Consider the following 24487-nt stretch of genomic DNA (forward strand, 5'->3'; position numbering starts at 1 on the left):
ATTAACTACCATTCCGAAATTATTTTTACAATGTCTGTTCTTCGCTGCTGTCAGACTTCCACGAACAAACCGGTGAGGTTGCCGTCTTTAAGATTCACCAAGCCTTCATCGCAAATTTTGAGATAGGGAATCGCAGCGCCGGTCAGGGTGTTCAGGGACAACAGCGGGTCCGGAAAGGAAACCCCCAGGCCGATTGTCCGTTCATTAATGGCCTTGATATTGGCGGCGATTTCCGCCATAGGCGCTTCCGACAGGAGGCCGAATACCGGCAACGCCAGTTGAGAAATAATTTGCCCGTTAGCGCACAACACGGCGCCGCCCTGCAACTGCGCAACGCTGTTGACGGCCAGGGCCATATCCGATTCATCCACCCCCACCACAATGATATCGGAAGCGTCCCACGTGGCGCTGCAGGCAAATGCGCCGGTTTTAAGACCGAATCCCAGAATGAGCCCGGTAAATAGTTGGCCCGGTGTATGGGTTCTGTCGATGGCGGCGATTTTCAATAGGTTTTGATCGGCTGAAATTTCGATTGCCCCATTTGTTACGGGAAGGCTCATGATCTTTTCCGCCGTCACCAGGTCCGTCACCATTTCGATGACGCGAACGCTTGCAACCGCCTTGCTTGAAAAGGGCGCTTGAATGATAAAATCAGCAGGTGTTAGCGCTTTAGGCAATGCAATACTATGTTTGCTTTGGTGAGAGTAGGGATGCTTTCTCGGCGCAACGGTTAATTGGCCGTTTCGGGCGACTACCTTTCCGCAACTGATGACGAGTTCCGGTGAAAAAGTGCTTGGATTGGGTAATATCAGCATATCGGCGTACCTGCCGGGCGCGATACCGCCGACCAGATGCTCGATGGAAAAATGCGTTGCTACGTTGAGCGTAACCATTTGAACGGCCGTGATGGGATCAATGCCATACCCCACCGCCTGCTGCACGACATGTTCCATGTATCCTTTTTCAATCAATTCGCCTGGCGCGATGCTGTCGGTGCAAAGAATCAACCGGCGTAGATCGACATTCCTGTCTTTTATTTCCGCGATGGCGTTTAAATCCCGTCGAATGCTTCCCTCTCTGGCCATCACATAAAAGCCCAGCCGCAACCGTTCCAGCACTTCTTCCGCGCTGATGGGTTCGTGGCACGAGGTGATGCCGCAGGCGGCATAGGCCGATAGCTTGTGGTGCCGGGCGCCTGCGGAATGTCCTTCGAGAACCTTGCCTTGTTGCAGTGTTTGTTCAAGTGCCGGAAGATACACCTCGGGAGACTGCAACACGGCCTGCCAGTACGATTCGCCGAGACCCAGAACATCATCTCTGTCCAGCAAGGTTTGCAAATCTTCGGGTCGGATTCCCTTCGTTTTTTCGGAAATGGACACCATGGCCGGCGCAGTGGCATAAATTTTGACCGGCTGATGTTGCAACGACGCTAAAAAGTCCAGCACACCGGCAACACCGCTGACCGGGTAAGGTTCCATGACCTCGGTAATAAGGGTGGTGGTGCCGCCCGGAATCGCATGTCTCAAAAATTCGTCAATGCCATACATAAAGGCCAGATGGGTGTGCCCGTCAATGTAGCCCGGTACGAGCGTCTTCCCTGCGGCATCGATGCAGTGTGTGGCTGGGCCGATCAGCTTCTCAGGCGCCTCTCCCACATAGGCGATGAAATCGCCTTTTACGCCGACCGCGTGGTTTTCCAGAATCTCCGCCGTATAGACATTCATGAGGCTCGCGTTCGTGATAACCAGATCGGCCGCCAGCTTTCCCATCGCGACATTCATCAGTAATCGGGAGTTTCGGTTTTTGACCGCATTGAGGGGGCCAAAGCCATTCATGCAGCGGCTCCTTTCATGTTTTATCAGACCCGCGAATGCCGGGCTGGAATGGTTGACAAATCGCTTTCTTTTGTTCATTCAATATATAGGGTCAGCGGTTATATGAAAAGTAATTTGTGTGTCATGAAACTGAAAAAGGGTATATTCGCTGACGAGGCGTTTACTTGAAACTAGCGGCTATGAACCAGCGGCTTTTCAGCAAAGCGGGCATAAGGATTTGAAAAATGACTCAATATAAAATTCATCCCCTTGTCATGGGAACCAAGGTGTTTGATAAAAGCATGATGACCTACCAATACGGAAACGGTCAACTGTATACAATTCCGATTTACTGCTGGTATATTGAGGGCGGTGACCAAAAAATTCTTGTGGATACCGGGGAAATGAACCCGATTCAGTCCGCGGAAAGGCAAAAAGCCGTCGGAGGTCAAATTTATACCTTTGAGCAGGGTCTGGCGCGTTGGCACCTTTCGCCGAAGGATATTGATCTGATTATTCATACCCACCTTCACAATGATCATTGTGAAAATGACTATAAATGCGAAAATGCAAAATTTATCGTACATGAAAAAGAACTTGAGACCATACACAATCCGCACCCGTTGGATTATCGCTACCTGGTGGACTTTATCGAAGATGTTGAAGATAACGGCCAGATTGTAACCGTTCACGGCGATACCCAGATACTACCGGGAATCACTTGCGTGCATACGCCGGTTCATACCGCGGGCGGCCTGTCCGTCTTTATTGACACCCCGTCCGGCAAGGCGGTTATTACCGGCTTTTGTGTTATCAACGAAAATTTTGACCCGCCCGTTGAAATCAAGGCCATGGAGATGGACGTGATCCCGCCGGGAACCCATGTCAACGTCTATGAGGCTTATGATATCATGCTGAAAATAAAAGAAGCGGCGGATATTTTGCTGCCGCTTCACGAGCCCGCGTTTGCGTCGGTGGATACGATCCCTTAATCCGGCAAAGCCGGAAGCTGGGCGGCTGGGATGCTGGGATGCTTGGCAGCTAACAACCTTCTCCAATGATACACGCTTTTTCGTGCATGTTTCCGATAAAGGACGATGCCCCATGAGTCAGTGCCCGGGGGACTTGCTTTTTCCCTGGACGTTTTGCCCGGTATGGCTGAAATTCCCGTTGGGTTTTAAGAAAGTGCTTTTATTCCATTGGGTTGTTTCTAAACACGGTTAATTGACTATTGGCCTTGAATGGATTAAACGCTAAAATACATGGTGAATAAAATAAGGAGCGTAACGCGAAGACCAATAGCGATTCTTTATCAGCACCGGAGGTGGACAAATGGTGTTAGAATCATTTTTAAAGAAAATCGTCTGGCTGGGGCATGATGGATTTCGAATTGACGGGTCTCGAACCCTCTATATCGATCCGTTTCAGACGTCTTCAACCGTGAAAGCGGATATCATTTTGGTCAGTCACGAGCATTTTGACCATTGCTCTCCGAATGACATCGCGCGTATTCAACAGGACCATACCGTGATCGTTACGGAAAAGAATTCTGCGGCAAAGCTCTCTGGTGATGTACGGGTGGTCACGCCGGGCGATGTGGTGATGATCGGGGAGGTGACTATTACTGCGGTTCCGGCCTATAATATAGGCAAGCCGTTTCATCCAAAGGCGAACGGGTGGCTTGGATTTGTCGTCGAAATCGACGGGGTGCGCGTTTATCATGCGGGGGATACCGACTTCATACCGGAAATGAAGCATCTTCAAATCGATGTCGCGTTGCTCCCGGTTTCCGGCACCTATGTGATGACGGCTGATGAAGCCATTCAGGCGGCTCGTACCATCAAGCCCCGCGTTGTCATTCCGATGCATTACGGAACCGTTGTGGGAGCGGTGAGCGATGCCGAAAGAGTGAAGGCGGCGCTTTCCGGCGAGATGGATGTGGTGGTTTTGAAACCGGCATAATTTTATGATGAGACAATGCCGCTGGCATTACCGGCGCCTTCATCGTAAGGGTAAAGGCTGACTACCGTTACCCTTTGCCCATATATAGGCGAACACAACACTGGGCATCTGTGCTTTATCTTCCGCCACACTCACAAGCCTTTTGCTCAGCCGGCCATCCCCAAGGGAGGCGCCGCCGCCGAACTCGTTTTCCGCCCAATGCTCACAGGCCAACTCATCATCCGGAGTCAGTGCACCGAGACCGGCATCGGCGGATAATCCCATTCGTTTTCTGAACTCTTTGTCGATGGGGTAAACATAGATCGCCTTCCTGCTGAGCGTCGAGTGTTTAAAACGATCCTGCCTGCCCCGCCCCTTGGTCTTTCCCACTTCGATCCAACTTGCAGCCCTGTAGCACGTCCCAGCATAGTGATCGGTATCCACGAAACTCTCTACCAGGCTGGGCCTGTAGCCGAATCGCCGCTCGAAATCCTCGGGTTAAACCGCCTACTCATGGCCAGCACCTTGGAGGCCAGATTCCGACATTGCACACTCGAACGAATCAGAAAACGGCTCATGCCCACCACCAAATCCAGATGCGCTTGCCGCTGTTCGCCATTCCAGCCGATCCACTCATCGCGGTCGTCCAGTTGCAGAGCGGCCGCCGCAAATCCCAAACCGTCAAGCCAACCGTGAGGCGAATTGATGAGGCAACGCAACTGCCGCATTCGAAACTTCCAACCTTTTGGTTACAATGCAATTCTAATTTCAGAAAAAAATTATAGTACATTTATTCAAAAGTGTACCGAAGCTTTACTTTTATGAGACATTGTAGCTTGAGCCGATGGTAAATACCGTGGCATGAAGAGACACCTATTAGGACAGCGGGAAGAACCGAAGCTCACTTGTTCCTTGCGGAACATATATAAAGAAATTTTAGGGCATTTCAAGCTGACTGGATATTGGTATTTGGAAAGCATTACAGCGCATAATTCTTCTATTTCATCATGCCGTTGTTATACGCATAGCCTAAGTTTTGAGTGTTTACGGATCGATGTGTCTGTTTGCCGGTTTGCTCCCGTTTTTTTAAATACATGCTGAGCAAGTATAATATTATAATGATCAATGATTGTTTGAGTATAGTCAAGAATAAGTTAAAAATTAATGAAGGAGTAAAATGATGAGAACCCTGTTCACCCCCGATATGATTTATAAATGCAGAGAGTTGGGCGGCCGACGGTTTTACAATATGAGCACCGAGTACGACTGGGTAAAGAAAAATGCGTTTGCCTATCCCAAGAAAGAAGCGCTTGTCGACACTCTCTACGGCGTTGAGGCGTCAAAAAGACGAAGAAAAACGTGGCCTCAAGCGCTTAGTGACATCAATTTGCATATTTTCAACCTGATGGAAGCCGGTTTGTTCAAGGGTGAAATGCTCATTTGTCAACTACCAAATTGCATTGAGCACTATTATGCCTTTATCGCCGCAAGTAAAATAGGATGCTGGTTTTTAAGCAATCATGTGGATTTTGGGCAGACTGAAACAAAAGGAATTCTTGAACACGTAAAGCCGACAATCGCAATTATCGTTGCTGACTGGCACGGCAGGGATATCGCGAGATGGTATAAAGAATATCAAAAGCAGCATCCTGAATTAAAAAAGATTTATGTGGTTGGAGAGAATGTCCCTGAAGGAACGGAATCTGTTTCTGAACTGCTTAATCCAAAAATTATGGAGAAATTTATACCGGAAGATCTAGATGCTTTAAAAGTTGGTGTCTACGATCCGTGGTTGATCCTTGAGACCTCTGGAAGCACAGGCCTTCCGAAGCTTGTTGTTCACGGTTCCTACTATTTTCAAACATTTATGGGTAGCTATTCCGAGAAAGCAAATTTTACCAGTCGCGACAGGACCCTTTTGTTCGGCCCTCTTAGCGGCACTGCCGGGAAGGCATACGTATGGATGCCGTTGCATGTGGGTGCCACGGTTGTTTTTCAGACCCATTACAGCGATGAAAGTGCCCTACTGTTAACAGAGGAAGAAAAAATAACGGTATGGGGAGGGGTTCCAGCTTTGGGCGAAAGGGCGCTTCTGGGGTCGTTCGCGGAAAAGTACGACTTGAGTAGTTTGATAAAATTTGCTTCGGCAGGTGGGCCCATATCTAAAGAGATATCATCTCTATTAATAGACAAGGGCGTAAAAGTTATAAACGCATATGGTACTACCGAATCCGGCGGCATTGCATCTTTAAATTACTGGATGAATAAGGACGAGCTGCTTCATACAATAGGGACACCTCCTGCGGGCCATAAAATTGTATTAGTTGACAGCGAGGGCAATGAAGTCCCGCAGGGTGATATCGGAGAGGTATATATATGGTCGATGCATCATGGTTATTATAACCAGCCGGAATACCAGGCAGAGGCGTGGATTGAGGGTGGTAAATGGAAAGGGTATCAGCGGACAGGGGATTTGGGGAAATTCGATGAGAGAGGCCATCTCGTTTTATCCGGAAGATCAAAGGATATGATCTTGAGAGGCGCTTTAAATATCTTTCCAAGAGAAATAGAAGAAATTTTAATAACACATCCTAAAATTAGCCAGGTGGCAATAGTGAAAATGCCGGATCCTGTTTTACATGAGAGAGCCTGTGCCTTTGTAGCACTTAATGAAGGAGAGCAGTTAACCTTGGGTGAAGTGGCTACGTTTCTGGGGAACAAAGGGTTGGCGAAAATGAAGTATCCGGAACGAATAGAAATTATAGATGAAATACCATTTGGTGTAGCGGGAAAGATTGACAAACTTAAGCTGGAGAAACTGATTGCAAAAAAAATAAAAGAAGAAAGTTGTCAATAGCGTTAATGCCCATGCGACGGAAGATCAATACATTGAATCGGAAGGTCAGTCAACAATCTGTAAAGGCTGTTATCGCGGAACGGCCGGACGGGGCGGTTTTTTCCCTGCCGGATCGATTTATGAACCCATAAAACGTAGAGGAGGAGGAAGAAGATGGTGACGAAGGAAAAAAGAATGGGTCTGGTGCACTTTTGGGAGGGGTGTATCAAATCGGTAAGTCTGGTGGTGTTTAACCTTGTCTTGTCTGGAATCCTTGCATCTGCAGCATACGCAATTAATATAGACATGCCTGGGGATGCCAATCTCGACATTAAAACCACATTAAATTACGGTTTTTCCATGCGCTTGGTGGACCCTGATTCTGCACTCCTTAGTAATATCAATGGAGATGACGGCAATCGGAATTTTGATAAAGGAAAATTGACTTCCAACCGTGGCTCGATATCGACAGAGGTTGCATATATTATCAAAAACTTAACCTTTTATACCAACCTATATGGCTTTTATGATCTGGTATATAATGCCGATAATGAAAACGATTCTCCATCGACAAACAATAATTTTGTGGGGGGCCGTATTGCAGAAAATGATGAATTTGACGGTGACACCAGGCAAATTCATGGCAGGTCGGGGGATCTTCGAGACCTTTATGTTTCCGGCGACTTTCGAATAGCAGACCGGAGTTTAATGGTTCGTGTCGGAAAGCAAGTTATTTCCTGGGGGGAATCCCTTGCAACTTTTGGTAGTATATCATCTGCCATGAGCTATGCGGATGCAACGAAGATTAACGTGCCGGGCTACGAGCTGAGGGATGTTTTTCTTCCTACCGGTGCAGGCTATTTTCAGGTTGCGCTTGTGGATGATTTGTCTCTTTCCGGATATTACCAGTGGGAGTGGGAGAAAAATATACTCGATGCAGCCGGTTCATTTTTCAGCACTTCAGACCTGATAGATAAAGGCGGGCATTATTATCTGGGCGCGCCAAACATGGTGGCTTTTACCCGAATAGCAGATGAGGAGCCAAGCAATGGCGGGCAGTGGGGCGCTTCACTTCGCTACAGGGCGCAGAATTTCTATGATACCGAATTTGCTTTGTGTTACATCAATTATCATGAAAAATTTCCGCTGTTAAAAATTAACCCTGCAGCGGGTGGTTACTACACCGTGTACCCGGAGGATGTCGGACTCATCGGCGCCAGCTTCGGCACGACGATCGGAGATACGAATTACGGTGGTGAAATTGCCTACCGAATGGATCTTCCGGTACAGGTAAAAGCGGGGTTGCCGACTTATGAGGAAGTTGATCTTGTCCAGGTTCTTCTAAATGTATATCACGTGTTTGGTCCCATGTCCTTTATAGACAACACGATCGTGCTGTTCGAAGGCGGTTTTAACTCCGTGTTGGAAGCGGAAAACCTTTCCAAGGATACCGATGCGTGTGGCTATCTGATCAAAACCACGTTTCAATTTTTTCGTGTGCTGCCCAGGGTCGATCTAGAGGTTCCGGTTACTTTTAAACACAAGGTCAAAGGTAAATCCGCTCTTACTGGGACCTGGACGGAACGTGAACATGAGCTCGCCATGGGGCTCGACTTTACCTACGACTTGAATTTGAAATTTAGCCTGAGTTACACGAACTTTTTAGGCGACGCACAAGACTATGCAAAATCGGATCGAGATTACGTGTCTGCCTATATAAAGTATACATTTTAGCAAATTAATAGGGTTTGTAAGCTAATGAAACCAAGAGACGTTTTTTGGGCAGCCCCGGTGAATTCGGTAAATATTAACTTAATTCTAAATAATGATACGGTTCCTTGGAGGTAAAAATGGACAAAAAGATATTGTTTATATTTGGTATACTCATCAGCTTCTGGTTGATAACCGCGCCTGTTGTGATGGCCAAAGTTACTGCCGAAGAAGCGGCGGCGTTAGGGACTACCTTAACCCCCTTTGGGGCTGAGCGGGCAGGAAACGCGGCGGGCACGATACCCGCGTGGGACGGTGGAATAACCGCACCGCCCGCCGGGCTGGGCTATCAGGGGCCGGGCAGCCGATACCCCGACCCGTATCAGGATGATAAAAAACTTTTCAGCATCAATGCCGGGAACATGGAACAATATGGTGATCAGTTGAGTGACGGCGTTAAGGAGCTGTTACGCAAGTATCCGGACACCTACAGACTGGATGTTTATCCTACGCACCGGTCCCATGCCGCTCCAGAGTGGGTTTACGATCACACGAAGGAAAATGCTACTCGTGCCGAGCTTATAGACGATGATAATCATGTGACAGGCGCTTATGGCGGCGTTCCGTTTCCAATCCCCAAAACAGGGGGTGAGATTGTCTGGAATCATACGTTAAGATGGCTGGGAGATGCGCAATCACTTACTTATAATTGTTTTCTTGTGCAGCCGGACGGAAACATCGTTCTTTCCAGCGGTTCGACTATTAATACGCAATACCCTTATTATTATAAGGAAGGGGGGCTGGAAAGCTTCAAAGGAGATTATTTTTTATATCTTTCACTATATATTCAACCTGCAAGAAGGAAAGGCGAGATTGTATTAGTTATCGATTCAGTCGATTTGGCGCACAACCCGCGGAGAAGCTACCAGTACCTGACCGGACAGCGCAGAGTGAGAAGGGCACCCACGGTAGCTTATGACACTCCGAACCCCGCTTTCAGCGGTACAGTTACCTATGACGATGCCTTTATGTTCAATGGGACACTGGAGCGATACGACTGGAAAATTATACGCAAGCAAGAAATGTTTATTCCCTACAATTGTTACAAAGCGCTTGAAAAAACGGCACCATCCGCCAAGTATCAAAAAGGCCATATGAATCCGGAGTATCTTCGCTGGGAGTTGCACCGGGTTTGGGTGGTGGAGGCAACCTTGAAAAGTGGAGAGCGGCATAGTTATGGTCGGCGGATCTTTATTCATGACGAGGATAGCTATATTCTCATTTTAACGGATAGTTTTGATGGACGGGATAAACTCTGGCGAACCAATATGGCCGTCACTGCGAATGCTTATGATTTGCCGGGCGTAAATTCGTTCACTAATATTCATTACGATTTGCCAAGTGGTATTTATGCTACCAATTTTGATCCTACGGAAGCTGAAAAGTTGACGATTTTCAACCAGCGGTTACCGGAAGACTACTTCACGCCCGATCAGATAAGAAGAATGGGGCAATAATTTAAAACCCGGCCTCTCGCGTAGGCTGAAGGGGTTTTCGCGAGAGGCCTATCCGGTTTTCCAAGAGGGGGGAGTATGTTCTTTTTTCCTCAATTATTAATTGCGCCCTTTAAACGCGTATGGCCGTTTTATGCCGCGGTGCTGCTAACGGCTTTTTGGGGCGCAATCCCATCTGCTTTTGCCGTCATGGCGCTACTGGATCTTCCCGCGATGAAGAACGATAAGGCAGCCGAATCAATGCTGACGGATGTAGTCAATACCGGCACCCGTCTTGTGGCCGTTGGAGAACACGGCGTCATCGTTTTTTCGGAGGACAATGGAAAGTCCTGGAAACAAGCAACGGTACCGACAAGTTTAACGCTAACGGCCGTGTTTTTCCCGGTCTCTCAAAAAGGGTGGGCGGTCGGACATGATGGTGTGATCCTGCATTCGAATGACGGTGGCCAAAGTTGGACACAGCAATTGGATGGGCACGGGATTTTAAAAGCCAATGCCTCTTTATCAAAGACGCTTGTTGAAAACAAAGAGGCTGCTCTCTCCCATGCAACGCCAGAGGAACGCGAGAAGTTTTCAAAAGAGCTGGAAGATTCCCGACGCACACTGGAGAAATTTCAGCGGGCTCTTGATGATGACATTTGCTGCGAGCCGTTTATGGATGTTTGGTTCAAAAATGAGAGAGAAGGCTTTGTTGTTGGCGCTTACGGCCAGTTTTGCCGAACGGTGGATGGGGGAAAGACGTGGCAGGCCTGGTGGGACCGAACCGACAATCCGGATCGGCTTCATCTTAACGGAATTACGCAAGCAGCAAAAGGGGCGCTTTTTATCGCCGGCGAAGCCGGAACCCTGTTTCGTTCGCCGGATGGCGGCGAGCATTGGGAAACGCTGTTATCCCCTTATGAAGGCTCTTTTTTCGGTATTGTGGCCAGCCCCAACGATTCGTATGTCATCGCTTTCGGGATTAACGGCAACATCGCTCATTCCGCGGATTTGGGCGAAAGTTGGCGGCACATACTGACTGGAACCGGCGGTGCTTTGGGCGGGGGCGCCGTATGTTCCGACGGAAGGCTGATGATGGTTTCTTATTCCGGGTTGATGTTGATTGGGTCTGGAGACACGGCTGTGTTTGATCAACAAAAGGTGGGTGTGGGTCTGATTGGTGTGGCAGACGCACGGGATGGCCACGCCGTTATTGTCGGCATGAGAGGAGCGAAACAGGTACCTATCGCTGATGACAAGCAAGGGGATAAATAGATGGCTTCACAAGAGAAAACAATTATCTTGAAATCGATGGATGAAAAACCACCGTTGCTGGAATCCCTAATTTTTAAAAATCGTCTTATCTTATTGATTATTTTTACAATAACAACGTTCTTCCTGGGATATAAGGCGACAGATCTTCAATTGGATGCCAGTTTTGAAAAAATGATTCCGACCAAACATCCCTTTATCGTGAATTACCTGGCGCATAAGCAAGATCTGAAAGGCTTTGGAAATGTTATCAGGGTGGCGGTAGAAACCACAAAGGGCGATATTTTCACCAAAGAGTATATGGAAACTCTTCGAAAAATCACCGATGAGATATTTTTTATTCCCGGTGTGGAGCGGGGGGCCATTCAAGGCTTATGGACACCTAATACCCGGTGGATTGAGGTGACCGAGGAAGGCTTTGAGGGCGCCGCAGTGATTCCGGATGACTATGACGGATCGCCTGCGACTCTTGAGCAAGTGAAAAAGAATCTTCTCAAAGCTAGAATCGTTGGATCTCTGGTGGCGAACAACTTTAAGTCCACCATTGTGAATGTTCCCCTTATGGATATCAATCCGGATACCGGGAAACCGCTTAGTTACCGGGAATTTTCAAATAGCATTGAGAAACTGGTTCGTAAAAAGTTCCAAAGCGATACCATTAAAATTCATATGGTCGGGTTTGCAAAGGTGATGGGGGACATGTTGGCCGCAAGCCGGGAGGTGGCCATTTTTTTTGCCGTCACGATTCTGATCACGATGGTAATATTGTTAGCCTACACCAGGTGTTTGCGAAGTGCACTCGTTTTAATTGTCTGCTCAATTGTAGCGGCTGTTTGGCAACTGGGGATTTTGAGGATAATGCACCTCGATCTTGACCCTTATTCCATGCTGGTTCCATTTCTGATCTTTGCTATCGGCGTGAGCCACGGTGTACAAATCCTTTCCGGCATACACCGTGAATCGGCCAAAGGGGCGGACAGGCTTCAGGCGGCACGATTAACCTTTCGCAGGATCTATAAACCGGGACTTACTGCACTGATAACTGACGGTATCGGATTTGCCACGATGGCCGTCATTCAAGTGACGGTTATTCAATATCTTGCATTAGGGGCCAGCATCGGTGTCATCATTCTCATTGTTACCAACCTGGTGATGCTCCCGATTATGGTGTCATATTTGGGCGTTAGCCGAAAGCAAGTCGAGTACCAGCAGCAGGATGAAATGGCTGATAAACACCCAATTTGGGGATTTCTTGCAAAAATGACAGGTCCCAAGACGGCATCGGTGGCCGTGTTGGTGGCGGGGGGGCTCTTTATATTCGGAATCGTCGGCAGTAAGAATTTGAAAATCGGTGATCTGGACCCCGGTGCGCCTGAACTCAGGCCGAACTCACGGTATAATTTGGACAATGCATTTATGGGGGAGAATTACTCATCAAGTTCCGATTTGTTTGTTGTCATGGTAAAAACGCCGCCCGAGAAAAACAGCGCTTATGCCAATATGGTTGCAATGGAACAGCTCCAGTTGCGGCTTGAACAGCTTCCGGGAGTTCAATCAACCAGTTCCCTGGTGGATGAAATAAAGACACTACTGGTGGGATTTAATGAGGGGAATTTGAAATGGAAGGGGTTACCCCGCAATCAGCAGACGCTAAATGCATCGGCTGTAAGAACTACGCCCATTGCCAATAATCGTGAAGGGACGCTTTCGCCGATCATCATTTACCTGAAGGATCATAAGGCGGAGACGCTTCAGGCCGTGGTTAATGTGGTCAACCGGTTTGCTTACAAGAACATTACGGAAACTTCTCAATTTTTAATGGCGGCCGGAAATGCGGGCATTGAAGCGGCCACCAACATTGTTATCAGCAAAGCCCAATATAAAATGCTGATCTGGGTATATGGCATCGTGGCAGGGCTTTGCCTGCTCACCTTCCGTTCGGTTGGAGCGATGGTGGCCATCATTTTACCGCTGATGCTGACCTCGGCGCTTTGTCAATTGGTGATGATGTGGCTCGGTATCGGGGTCAAGGTCGCAACGCTGCCCGTGATTGCGTTAGGGGTGGGTGTCGGGGTTGACTACGGAATTTATATATACAGCCAATTGCAGTCGTACCTGAGCGATGGGCTATCGCTTTCCACGGCCTATTACCGAACCGTTATAACCACCGGCAAGGCGGTCATTCTGATTGGGCTGATGTTGGCCGTCGGTGTGGCGACATGGGCCTTTTCGCCGATCAAGTTTCAGGCGGACATGGGCATCCTGCTCACCTTTATGTTTTTGGTGAATATGATCGGAGCGATCGTTCTGCTGCCGGCCTTGGCAAGCTTGTTAGTGCGGTATAAGCGTCGGTCGGCAAAAATAGGATCTGCGATGGCGGCGTAACCAATGATCTGCCATTTGCCTTTGATGAGGCTTATCGCGGAAAACCGTGCCATGACTATATTCATGGTAAAAAGGGGACGGTAAATGAAGGGAAATAAGCGTTATCTGGTTGCGATTTTAATACTGGCTGTCATCGGTACTTTTATGCTGCCTTATACCGGTATATCCGATGCCGCGCAGTGTTTTATCGTCAGAATTGCCAAAGAGACTGTCGGCGGAGAGAGCCGAATCTATCTCTATCCAAATGAGGTGAAAGTGCCTAAAGGCAGTTGTGTTATCTGGGTCAGTTGGATTGAAAAAGAAAATGTCAGTATCAATTTTCATGAAAATTCAAAATCATGCATCATTGCAAGTGAGTCACCATCCGGTTTTATCGAAGCGGAAGGATGCTTTCTTACCGATTTTTTAGCTTACGGTCAGACGGTAAGTCTACGGTTTAAGGAACCCGGGACGTTTGGTTACGGATTGGAGATATTGGAAAAAGCCAAAAAACCAGGGAATAGCGAAAGACGAAAAATTATAAGAGAAGGGAAAGTTATTGTTGAATAAAAAGCAAGAAGGATAATGACGATGTTGAAAAGAACAATTTATAATGAAGATCATGAAATGTTTCGCGCAAGTGTTAAAGAATTTTTTAGACGCGAACTATTGCCGAAGATTGACAAGTGGGAGAAGGACGGGATTGTGGATCGTGAGTTTTGGTTGGCCGCCGGTGCGCAAGGACTGCTATTGGCGGATATCCCGGAAGAATATGGGGGCGGGGGGCTTGATTTCAGAATAAATGCAATCATTTTTGAGGAAACTCAGATGGCCGGAACTGACGGTCCCGGTTTCGGGCCCCAAAATGATGTAATTGCACCCTACATTTATAACTATGGCACTGAAACGGCCAAGCGATACTGGCTGCCCAAAATGGCAAAAGGTGAAGCCATTGGCGCCATCTGCATGACTGAGCCGAATGCCGGCAGTGATTTAAAAGCGATTCAAACCAAAGCAACCCCCGTCGATGGCGGCTATCTGCTGAATGGCTCTAAAATTTTCATTACAAACGGCATTAATTGCGATGTGGCTATTGTGGCCGCTAGAATCGGGTCCGATAAAGGCGCCAAAACGATCTCGTTATTTCTCTGCGATGCCGCTGCCGATGGGTTTAAAAAAGGGCGAAAACTCGAAAAAATAGGTATCCGTTCAAACGATACGGCCGAGCTGTTTTTTGATGATGTGTTTGTCCCGGCAGAAAACCTGCTCGGCGAGGAAGGTCAAGGTTTTGCCATTATGATGAAAGAGCTGCCGCAAGAGCGAATATCGGTCGCGATTCGCGCTCAAGCGGCGGCACAGCACGCCTATGACATCACGGTGCCATATGTCAGGGAGCGAAAAGCCTTTGGTAAATCCATTATCGATTTTCAAAACACCCGTTTTGTCTTGGCTGAAATAAAAACCAAGCTTCAAGTCGGCTGGGCGCACATAGATGCCTGTTTGCAGGCTTTGCTGGATAAAGAACTCACCGTTTACCAGGCGGCCGCCGCCAAACTCTGGCATAGCGAGCTTCGCTTCGACGTTGCGGATGCTTGTCTGCAACTTTTCGGCGGATACGGTTATATGGAAGAATATGAAATCGCCAGACTTTGGCGGGATTCACGCTGCATGCGACTTTATGCCGGCACGTCCGAAATAATGAAAGATTTAATCAGCCGGTCTATCTAATTTTAGAATCAAAGATTCCAAGTGAGAGAATGGAAAGTAATTGTTGGATGAAAGGAAGGAAGGCTCTATGCTGAAGCGTTCTATCTACAATGATGATCACGAGCTGTTTCGCGATAGTGTTAAAGAATTTTATAAACGTGAGCTCTTGCCTAAGGTTGAAACGTGGGAGAAGGTCGGAATGGTAGATCGTGAGTTCTGGCTCGCCTGCGGCGCGCAAGGCCTGTTATTGCCGGACATACCGGAAGAATATGGCGGCGGTGGCCTTGATTTTAAAATCAACGCGATCATTTTGGAAGAAACGTCAATGGCAGGGACATGTGGTCCCGGTTTTGGCCCCCATAACGATATCGTCGCGCATTATATTAACACCTATGGTGCTGAAACGGTAAAGCAACAGTGGCTCCCTAAAATGGCAACAGGGGAAGCCATTGCCGCCATCTGCATGACGGAGCCGAATGCGGGCAGCGATTCAAAAGCGATTCAAACCAAAGCGACACCTGCTGATGGCGGCTATTTGCTGAACGGCGCCAAGACATTTATCACGAACGGTATCAGTTGTGATGTGGCAGTTGTTTCAGCACGAACCGGTACCGAAAAGGGCGGCAAAGGCCTTTCGTTATTTGTTTGTGACGGAAAAGCCAGGGGCTTAACAAAGGGACGGAAATTGGAAAAAGTCGGTACTCGCGCAAACGATACGGCCGAGCTGTTTTTTGATGATGTGTTTGTTCCGGCTGAAAATTTACTTGGCGAGGAAGGCCGGGGCTTTGCTTATATGATGCAAGAGTTGCCTCAAGAGCGGATCTCGATTTCGATCTCCTGTCAGGCGGCAGCTCAGCACGCCTATGACATTACTGTTCCCTATGTCAAAGATCGCAAAGCCTTTGGCAAAACCATCCTGGAATTTCAAAATACCCGTTTTGTATTAGCCGACATAAAAACCAAACTTCAGGTTGGCTGGGCGCACCTTGACGGATGTATACAAGCTCTGGTTGATAAGCAACTCACTATTCATCAGGCGGCGGCCGCCAAACTTTGGCACAGTGAGCTTCGCAGCAGCGTTGTGGATGACTGTCTGCAACTATTCGGCGGTTACGGCTATATGGAAGAGTACGAAATCGCCCGCCTCTGGCGGGATTCTCGCGTTATGCGACTTTACGGCGGAACATCCGAGATAATGAAAGGATTGATCAGTCGGTCTATATAGGTCGGCCGGGAAGGGCGGGATGGCCTTTATCGAATGACGCAGGGGCATAACCTGCACAATGCCTATTTATATGCATTTCGTTTGTTATAACGTTGGGATTGGAGAATTATGAAAGGGTTTTTTTACCCGAAAAGCATCGTGGTCGTCGGCGTGAGTGATAAGCCGGATAATTTAGGCCGGAATATTGTCCAAAACCTGATTGATATCGGCTTTAAAGGAATGGTTTACGCCGTTGGTCCCAGCGGAGGGATGATAAGGGAAACTCCTATCCATAAAAGCCCGAAGGAGATCGGATCTAATCTGGACTTGGCGGTTATTATCACACCGGCGAGCGTTGTACCGACAGCCGTGCGGGAATGCGGTGAAGCCGGCATTCAGCGGATCATTATCGAATCAGGCGGTTTTACCGAATTCGCCGGTGATCGAAAGACATTGGAAAATGAATTGGTAAGCCTTGCAAGGCAATTTGACATTCGATTTATCGGTCCAAACTGTATTGGGATCGTCAATACCGAAACCAGTCTTGCCACCTCTTTTTTGCCGAGAAAAATTCCTTCAGCAACAGGAAATGTTTCCATCATATCTCAGTCCGGCGGTATAGCCGACACCTATATAGAATATTTTTCTCATTATGACATATACACCAACAAAGTTATTTCTATTGGTAATCAATTAAACGTGAATCAATCCGATCTGCTCGAATACCTGGTTAAGGAGGATAATGGCACTGAGATCATCTGCTTGTATTTGGAAGGCATAAAAGAAGGGCGCCGACTCATGGAGATTGCCGCTCAAAGCGAAAAACCGATACTCGCATACAAAGCCGGTATCAATGCAGCCGGATTTGCTTCAGCTTCATCGCACACCGCCGTGTTATCGACAGACGACAAGGTGGTGAGCGCTGCTTTTAAGCAGGCCGGTATCCTTCGCGTGCAGACTACCGGCGAGATGGTAAATTTAGTTAAAATATTTGGTTTGCCGTTGATGAGAGGCCGAAACCTGGCTATTGTTTCCCGCTCCGGCGGTTTTGCCGTCATTGCAGCCGATACTGCCGAGTCTTCCGGATTTGAATTGCCTCCTTTCCCGGCCGAGGCGATTTCAAGCGTTCGGGAACATGTGCGCGGCGGTGTTATCAGTCTCAGAAATCCGCTTGATCTAGGCGACCTTTTTGATCTTTCCGTTTACGCGTCCACGGTCCAACGGGTGTTATCGAATGACAATTTTCACGGGATGCTGCTGGCCTATACATACGATGATGAGATTGGTGATGACTCTCGAAGATTATTGCGAATTGTCAAAGACTTGAGTGAAAAATACGGGAAACCGATTGCTTTATGCCTTATGATTGACGAGCAGGAGGCAAGTTATATAAAAAGAAATTTGGGGTTCCCCTTTTTTGATACTCCTGAAGAAGGTGTTCAGGCTCTGAGAGCTTCCTATCAGCGTCATTTGTTCCAAGAACGCAACCGAAGGACAATGCCGAAAGTGAGAACGGTCGTCCCAAAGGAAGCCGCCAATATTATCCGCAGGGCCACGAATGAAAACCGCAATCCAAGTCAGGCTGAATGTTTTGATATTTTAAAACGGTACCAAATCCCCGCACCTGAATACCGGACTGTTCATACCGCACAAGCTGCAGCGGAAGCCGCTTTTCAAATCGGCTTACCGGTGGCTTTGAAAATAGATGTGCCTTCCGTAGTTCACAAATCCGATGTTGGCGGTGTCGAATTGAATCTTACGACCCCGGACGATGTGGGCGAAGCTTTCACGCGCATGCAACAACGCTTGGGCAACTCACTGCCAGGGCATGAACCGTTTGTTGCCATCGTGATGGGCCAGGCTGAATCCAACGGCCAGGAAGTAATATTGGGCGTAAAACAGGACCGGTCTTTTGGCCCGACCATGCTTTTTGGGATGGGCGGTATATTCGCAGAGCTGATGGAAGACATCAGTATTCGAATTGCGCCGATAAATCGTAACGATGCTATTGAAATGATAAAGGAAATTAAAGGCTACGGGATACTTTCCGGCGTCCGCGGCCGGAAACCAAAAGATGTGGATAGTCTGGCGGATATCCTCCTTAAGCTTTCAGTTCTCGCGCAGGATTTTAAAGAGATAAAAGAAATCGATATGAATCCGGTCATGGTCCATGAAACGGGCTGTCTGGCGTTGGATGTTAGGTTCATTCTTTAAATTAAAGTAGAATGAATGGTAATCAACAATAGGAAATGGATGAGTCATTAACCATTTGACTTGATAGTAGAAAATTAAACATTTTGAGAGGTGAAGACGATGAAAAACACAGAGTATGATGCAATAGTCATTGGGGCGGGAATGGGAGGCTTAATAACTGGCGCCGTGCTGGCCAAACGGGAAGGGATGAAGGTGCTGGTGCTTGAGAAGGAAAGTGAGATAGGAGGACGGATTCAATGCTTCGGAGGGCCTTATGGAGAATATACTGAAGAGGAATATCGCCGCCTTCTTGGCGGGGCCATGGGAACCTGGGTGATCGATTCAAAACCTTCTCTTTCAGAGATTATCGAGAATGGTATTTTTAAGGACCATATTATAGAAGGGGGATGGCATGGTATGTCGGCAGGCGACCGTAACAGGTTCTCCCTGATAGCAAGGGCATTGGGGAAAAAACTGCCCGCCGAAAATCCCATCGGTTTCCTATACTGGAAAGATGGTAACTGGGTGGAGTTCAGGGAATATTTTAATGATTGGTCAAAAGAGTCGAGTCTCGAACGAGGCAAAATCGCTACTGAGAGAATTTCGCTTTCCCGTGCAGAGGCCGCTGAATATTTTCATTTGAGCATAAAGGAGTATCTTTCAACGTTGACGGATGACAAAAGGGTGATTGATTTTTATACGACACTGGCTAGATGGCAGTACTGTATTAATGACGAGCGAATGATATCCGCCGGCGATTGGATCCTTTGTAACAATATGACAAGTGCGACCGGCAGGCATTTATCCTTTGGCGGCGGAATGGGCGACGTCAAAGGCGGGACAAAGGTTGTGGCACTTGTTTTCGCAGATATCATTAGGGAAAACGGTGGCGAAATCGTTACCAAGGCGAAAGTCAAAGACGTTATCATAGAAAAGCACAAGGCAACCGGCGTTGTTGTGGAGGTAAACGGCAAGGAAAGAAAGATTTATGCAAAAAATGTGATATCGAATCTCCAAATGAGTCAGATATTCAGCATTATACCGAAAGAATACTTTCCTGAGGAACTTGCTAAAAGAATTGAAAGTTATGAACCGGTTGCCGGTTTGTTAATGTGTATCAAGACTCGTGAGCCGTTTGAAACGGAATGGCCCAAGGGCATTTACGTCATAGATCGCTTACCGGGGATTGAATTGAAAGGCGGTAATCCCGTATGGGGGTTCGAGCAGATCAGCGAAGTTGATCCTTCCAGAATAATTAACGGGAAAGGGTGTATTACGCAGACATGGATGCCTATTTCAGCAAAAGACCCGGATGAAATTCACAATAAGGAACTGATGCAAAAGGCGAACAAGGCGCAACTGGATTTTATAAGGAAACAGTGGCCCCGATTTGATGAAATTCTTGAGTGGTACATTACCGTGGTTGCTGAGTCGGTGTATGGGTGTAGCCCCATCCCCGGCCAGATAGGCGATAGAAGACCGGGGGTCAAACACCCGTATCTTAAGAACCTGTTTTTCACAGGGGATACGGTTAGCCAATGGGATGTGGGCACCAGTGGTGCGGCCCACGGCGCACTTATTTGCGCATCAGCCGTGACGGGGAAAGATTGCCTGAAAATACTTCCGGAATACATGAGGTGAAAGAGAAAAATATATCAGTATGGGGAAGCAGATTTTTCGATATTGCTTCAAAGAATGAAACGGATTGTTTTTATGGAAAAGTAAATTCTTAACTATGTTAAGAGAGGAGTACGATGAAAACGTTGTTCACCGCAGACATGATCTATAAAAGCAGAGAGCTGGGGGCGCGCCGGTTCTACGACATGACCACCGAGTATGATTGGGTAAAAAGAAATGCGTTTGCATATCCCAAAAAAGAAGCACTGGTCGATACCCTGTATGGCATCGAAGCTGAAAAACGACGTAGAAAAACATGGCCGCAGGCGCTTAATGATATTAACCTATATATTTTTAACCTGCTGGAAGCCGGTTTGTTTAAAGGTGAAACGCTTATTTGCCAGTTGCCCAATTGCATTGAGCACTATTACGCATACATTGCCGCAAGCAAAATAGGATGCTGGTTTTTGAGCAATCATGTGGATTTTGGTCAGACGGAGACACAGGGAATTCTTGAGCACGTTAAACCGACAATTGCCATTATTACACCTGACTGGCGCGGCAGGGATATTGTAAAGTGGTATAAAGAATATCAGAAACAGCATCCTGAACTTAAAAAAATATATGTAATTGGCGATGAGGTTCCGGAGGGAACGGTATCTGTTTCTGAATTACTGAATCCAAAAATCATGGAAAAATTTATTCCGGAAGATTTGGACGCCTTAAAGGTCGGTGTCTTTGATCCGTGGATAATCCTGGAAACATCTGGAAGCACGGGGCTTCCTAAACTTGTTGTTCACGGATCTTATTATTTTCAAACGTTTACAATAAGTTTTTCCGAAAAAGTGAATTATACAAGCCGTGATAAGGCACTTTTATTCGGTCCCATGAGTGGTACTGCCGGGAAGTGGGGGGGCATATGGACGCCTTTGGCCGTGGGTGCCGCTGTGGTTTTGCAAACCCATTACAGTGATGAATGGGCCTTACGTTTAACCGAGGAAGAAAAAATAACCATGTGGAATGGGGTACCGGCCATGGGCGAAAGGGCGCTGCTGGGGCCCTTTGCAGAAAAGTATGACTTGAGTAGTTTGATAAAATTCGCTTCGGCTGGCGGCCCCATATCCAAGGAAATATCATCTCATTTAATAGATAAGGGTGTAGTAATTACGAATGCCTATGGTACTACAGAATCCGGAGGCATTGCATCCACAAATCACTGGATGAAAAAAGATGAGCTGCTTCATTCAATTGGCACACCTCCGGCGGGGCTTGAGATTGCGATAGTTGATAGCGAGGCTAATAGGGTTCCTCATGGTGAAGTAGGTGAGTTATATATTTGGGCGTTGCATCATGGCTATTATAACCAGCCGGAATACGAAAACGATACATGGATTAAAGAAGGGAAATGGAAGGGCTATCAAAAAACAGGGGACTTGGGTAGATTCGATGAGCGTGGCCACCTTGTTCTAACTGGAAGATCAAAGGACATGATTTTGAGGGGGTCTTTAAACATTTTCCCAAAAGAGATAGAAGATATTTTATCAAGCCACCCCAAAATTTCCCAGGTGTCAATAGTGAAAATGCCCGACCCTATTTTACACGAAAGAGCCTGCGCCTTTGTAGTACTGAAGCACGGAGCGGAGAAATTAACATTAGATGAGGTGGGTGATTTTTTAGGGGGCAAAGGGTTGGGGAGAATGATATACCCAGAACGGCTTGAGATTATAGATGTGATACCAACCGGTGTGGCTGGTAAGGTTGATAAAACGAGGTTAGAGATGATTATCGCTGAAAAAATAAAAGAGGAAAGCGTCTAATTTTAATGGGGGGAAAATATCTTATGAATCCAAAAGAAATTTCAGAATGTGGTGTGGTCCTCTTGGGTGGGACGGCGGGTGTTGGATTAGAGACTGCTGCTCAATTCGCGGAACAGGGGGCGCGCGTCGTGCTGCTTGGGCGAAACCCGGAGCGTGGGGGTGCAGCATGTAAGGTGGTTCGCGACCGGGTGCCGGGCGCGGACGTGGGCTTTGTCCAGGTAGACGCCATGGATTTGGCAGACACCGTCCGGGCCGAGCAGGCAGCCCGCGACCGGCTGGGGGCGATAGATGTGCTGGTTTGCTCGACGGGCCCCAGCCATCCGCCGGTTATTTTGCGGGATATACCGATCGAAGAGGTCAAGCCGCGTCTGGATTACATTTTGGTGCCTCCTTTGAACATGATGTGTGCCATACTGCCCGCCATGCGTCGGCAAAAAGGTGGCGCCATTATCAATGTTGCTTCAATTGCCGCCAAGGTGGCTACGCCCGGTGAGACTGCGATCGGCGCCGCGATGGCGGCCATCACGATGTTCTCGCAGACGGCTGCGCTCGAAGAGAAAAGAAATTTCATTCGAATCAATGTTCTCACCCCGTCGCTGATCGCCAACACTCCGGGTGCCGCACTTTTTACGACTGATTCGTATAGCGTAAAAATGTGGGAGAAGGTTGCGAGCAAGGCACATCTGGGAGTTCCCGAGCCGGAAGATATCGCGATGATGACGATTTTTCTGGCCGGACCGGCGGCTCGACGCATCACCGGTCAAGCGATCAGTATCAACGGCGGTATTTCTGTCGGCTGATTCGAAAAATTGCGCGATAGTGTTGATGGATTACGAGGAGGAATAAAAGAATGTACGAGACATTTGACTTGGTGGTGAGTGATGGAATAGCAAGACTGACCATGAATCAGCCCGACCTGGGTAATCCTTTCAATGAAGTGTGCTGCCGTGAGTTTGGCCAGGTAGCCAACGATATCGCTGGGCGAAAAGAGGTTCGCGTTGTCCTGTTGAGTGCCCGGGGCCAGTACTTCAGTGTTGGTGGTGATATCGTCCGGTTCTCGCAGCACATTGATACAATGGCCGATGTGGTACGTGAAGCGACCGGTAGCCTGCATATGGGGATGGCCCGCCTGATGCGAATGAATGCGCCAATTGTGGCATGTGTCCACGCTACCGCCATGGGCGGTGCCGTGTCGGTCCTTTCCAATTGCGATCTGGTCTATAGCGCTCGCTCAGCAAGATTCGGTGCGGCTTACTCTAAACTCGGATTTACTTGCGATCTTGGCGGTACTTTTGGGTTGGCCTCCCGTATCGGGCTTGCCCGGGCGAGACGTTTTTTATTAATAGGGGAAGTTATTGATGCTGCCGAGGCCGAACGAATAGGGCTTGTAGACCATGTGGTAGAGGATGAAGAAATAAGAATTCAGGCAGAGCAGGCCGCCATCCAGCTCAGTAAAGGCCCGACACGAGCATACGGAGAAATTCGAAGACTGATGGCTCGGACGATGTCCCAGGGCTTCGAGGCACAGCTTGAGGATGAAGCACAGGCTTTCATGAGGGCCGCAGTCACGCTGGACGCACGAGAAGGCATAACAGCATTCATCGAGAAGCGCGGGCCTATGTTCAGCGGGCTGTAAAGATATCGCTTGATTGAGAGCTTTCCAACGTCACACTTCTATTTCACGTGGTAACCCCAGGAAAAGATTTCAGCAATTCCGCCCAATACATAGACGGTCTTCTGCAGGGCTATTCCTACGCCGGACGAAGGTCTGAAATGCCGCTGCTGTTTGGATTTAGGAATAAGAATGGAAAAAATGACAATAGGAAAAAAAATGGGGCTTGGCTTCGGCATTCTGATTCTCATGGCGATGGTATTGGGCGGAATTGCTGTTTATGAAATGAGAATCGTGTCTGTGGATTCTACCAAACTTGCCGTTGAATATATCCCTCTGGCAAATGCGGCTGGCGGGATTCGGGATGCCGGCAATCGAAACAGGTATGCAATGCGCGGGTATGGATTTACCGAAAAACCAGAATTTTATGATGAAGCATGGGTCGCGTTGAACAGCATGGATTCGGCTATCGCCAAGGGATTTGAGGCGACAAAGGGTGATTCTAAGTCGAACAAGGCGTCAACCAGACTACTCGAAATGATAAGAAAAAACCGGGAAGACTACCGGGCGACCATGTCGGATATAAAGACAACCTTTGAGCGTATGAATGTAAAGCGCGACGCTTTTAATGCCCATGCCACAGACTACTCAAAGGCGAGTAAAACATTTCTAGACAATCAAAATGACGCATTAAAAAAAGAACTGGTTGATCATCAGAATATCATGGATGTTGTGACCGGTCTGGTGGATATCGGCACTTCCTCCCAATCTCAGATTTATAAGGCGATAGCCTATAATGATTCTGCCATGCTACTTTCCGCCATTGAAATGATTTCCAGTGTTAAACTGCTGGCGGATCAATTGCGGCTTCTTTCGATGAATGAGAGTGATCTTTAGCACATAAAAG

At 47.8% G+C, this 24487-nt stretch carries 19 protein-coding genes; 16 read left to right on the forward strand and 3 right to left on the reverse strand.

All coding sequences use genetic code 11. The features are described from left to right. Positions 1-50 precede the first annotated feature (50 nt). The gene (locus RBT11_14525) at positions 51-1835 is read right to left on the reverse strand and encodes an adenine deaminase C-terminal domain-containing protein (GenBank protein ID MDX9787996.1); all 1785 of its coding nucleotides are present in this window, start codon (positions 1833-1835) and stop codon (positions 51-53) included. A gap of 224 nt (positions 1836-2059) precedes the next feature. Between RBT11_14525 and RBT11_14530 the strand changes: the two genes are divergently transcribed. Both RBT11_14530 and RBT11_14535 read left to right on the forward strand, forming a co-directional pair. Continuing rightward, positions 2060-2806, forward strand: coding sequence for an N-acyl homoserine lactonase family protein (locus RBT11_14530; protein MDX9787997.1), 747 nt, complete (start codon positions 2060-2062; stop codon positions 2804-2806). Positions 2807-3146: 340 nt separating this feature from the next. Beyond that, positions 3147-3776, forward strand: coding sequence for an MBL fold metallo-hydrolase (locus tag RBT11_14535; protein ID MDX9787998.1), 630 nt, complete (start codon positions 3147-3149; stop codon positions 3774-3776). A gap of 39 nt (positions 3777-3815) precedes the next feature. Here the strand turns inward: RBT11_14535 and RBT11_14540 are convergent, their stop codons facing one another. Continuing rightward, positions 3816-4199: a DUF4338 domain-containing protein gene (locus RBT11_14540; GenBank protein MDX9787999.1), complete on the reverse strand. Its 384-nt coding sequence runs from the start codon at positions 4197-4199 to the stop codon at positions 3816-3818. An 8-nt stretch (positions 4200-4207) separates the two neighbouring features. Further along, positions 4208-4483, reverse strand: coding sequence for a DUF4338 domain-containing protein (locus RBT11_14545; protein MDX9788000.1), 276 nt, complete (start codon positions 4481-4483; stop codon positions 4208-4210). 449 nt (positions 4484-4932) lie between these two features. On the opposite strand from RBT11_14545, the gene RBT11_14550 reads away from it, so the two are divergent. The 14 genes from RBT11_14550 (at position 4933) to RBT11_14615 (ending at position 24477) form a co-directional block, all read left to right on the forward strand. Next, on the forward strand, positions 4933-6612 hold the full coding sequence (locus RBT11_14550) for a class I adenylate-forming enzyme family protein (GenBank protein ID MDX9788001.1): 1680 nt from the start codon (positions 4933-4935) through the stop codon (positions 6610-6612). A 153-nt stretch (positions 6613-6765) separates the two neighbouring features. Next, positions 6766-8325, forward strand: a complete 1560-nt coding sequence (locus RBT11_14555; GenBank protein ID MDX9788002.1) for a DUF1302 family protein — start codon at positions 6766-6768, stop codon at positions 8323-8325. 116 nt (positions 8326-8441) lie between these two features. Continuing rightward, positions 8442-9818 carry a DUF1329 domain-containing protein gene (locus RBT11_14560; protein ID MDX9788003.1) on the forward strand — a complete coding sequence of 459 codons (1377 nt, stop codon included), beginning with the start codon at positions 8442-8444 and terminating at the stop codon, positions 9816-9818. A gap of 75 nt (positions 9819-9893) precedes the next feature. Next, the gene (locus RBT11_14565; protein MDX9788004.1) at positions 9894-11069 is read left to right on the forward strand and encodes a YCF48-related protein; all 1176 of its coding nucleotides are present in this window, start codon (positions 9894-9896) and stop codon (positions 11067-11069) included. Continuing rightward, the gene (locus RBT11_14570; protein MDX9788005.1) at positions 11070-13451 is read left to right on the forward strand and encodes an MMPL family transporter; all 2382 of its coding nucleotides are present in this window, start codon (positions 11070-11072) and stop codon (positions 13449-13451) included. Between the two features lie 84 nt (positions 13452-13535). Further along, positions 13536-14000, forward strand: a complete 465-nt coding sequence (locus RBT11_14575; GenBank protein ID MDX9788006.1) for a hypothetical protein — start codon at positions 13536-13538, stop codon at positions 13998-14000. Positions 14001-14021: 21 nt separating this feature from the next. Then, positions 14022-15158, forward strand: a complete 1137-nt coding sequence (locus RBT11_14580; protein MDX9788007.1) for an acyl-CoA dehydrogenase family protein — start codon at positions 14022-14024, stop codon at positions 15156-15158. A 43-nt stretch (positions 15159-15201) separates the two neighbouring features. Continuing rightward, a complete protein-coding gene (locus RBT11_14585) occupies positions 15202-16362 on the forward strand; it encodes an acyl-CoA dehydrogenase family protein (protein ID MDX9788008.1) in 1161 nt (386 codons plus the stop codon). 108 nt (positions 16363-16470) lie between these two features. Beyond that, the gene (locus tag RBT11_14590; protein MDX9788009.1) at positions 16471-18555 is read left to right on the forward strand and encodes an acetate--CoA ligase family protein; all 2085 of its coding nucleotides are present in this window, start codon (positions 16471-16473) and stop codon (positions 18553-18555) included. A 99-nt stretch (positions 18556-18654) separates the two neighbouring features. Further along, positions 18655-20175 (forward strand): FAD-dependent oxidoreductase, encoded by a 1521-nt coding sequence (locus RBT11_14595; protein ID MDX9788010.1) that lies wholly within the window; start codon positions 18655-18657, stop codon positions 20173-20175. A gap of 113 nt (positions 20176-20288) precedes the next feature. After that, entirely contained in the window at positions 20289-21968 is a 1680-nt protein-coding gene (locus tag RBT11_14600; protein ID MDX9788011.1) for a class I adenylate-forming enzyme family protein, read from the forward strand. A gap of 23 nt (positions 21969-21991) precedes the next feature. Further along, entirely contained in the window at positions 21992-22768 is a 777-nt protein-coding gene (locus RBT11_14605) for an SDR family oxidoreductase (protein MDX9788012.1), read from the forward strand. Positions 22769-22818: 50 nt separating this feature from the next. Beyond that, on the forward strand, positions 22819-23604 hold the full coding sequence (locus RBT11_14610) for an enoyl-CoA hydratase-related protein (GenBank protein MDX9788013.1): 786 nt from the start codon (positions 22819-22821) through the stop codon (positions 23602-23604). A 168-nt stretch (positions 23605-23772) separates the two neighbouring features. After that, positions 23773-24477, forward strand: a complete 705-nt coding sequence (locus RBT11_14615) for an MCP four helix bundle domain-containing protein (GenBank protein ID MDX9788014.1) — start codon at positions 23773-23775, stop codon at positions 24475-24477. Positions 24478-24487 lie beyond the last annotated feature (10 nt).

The organism is Desulfobacterales bacterium, assembly GCA_034003325.1.
Classification (GTDB): domain Bacteria; phylum Desulfobacterota; class Desulfobacteria; order Desulfobacterales; family JAFDDL01; genus JAVEYW01.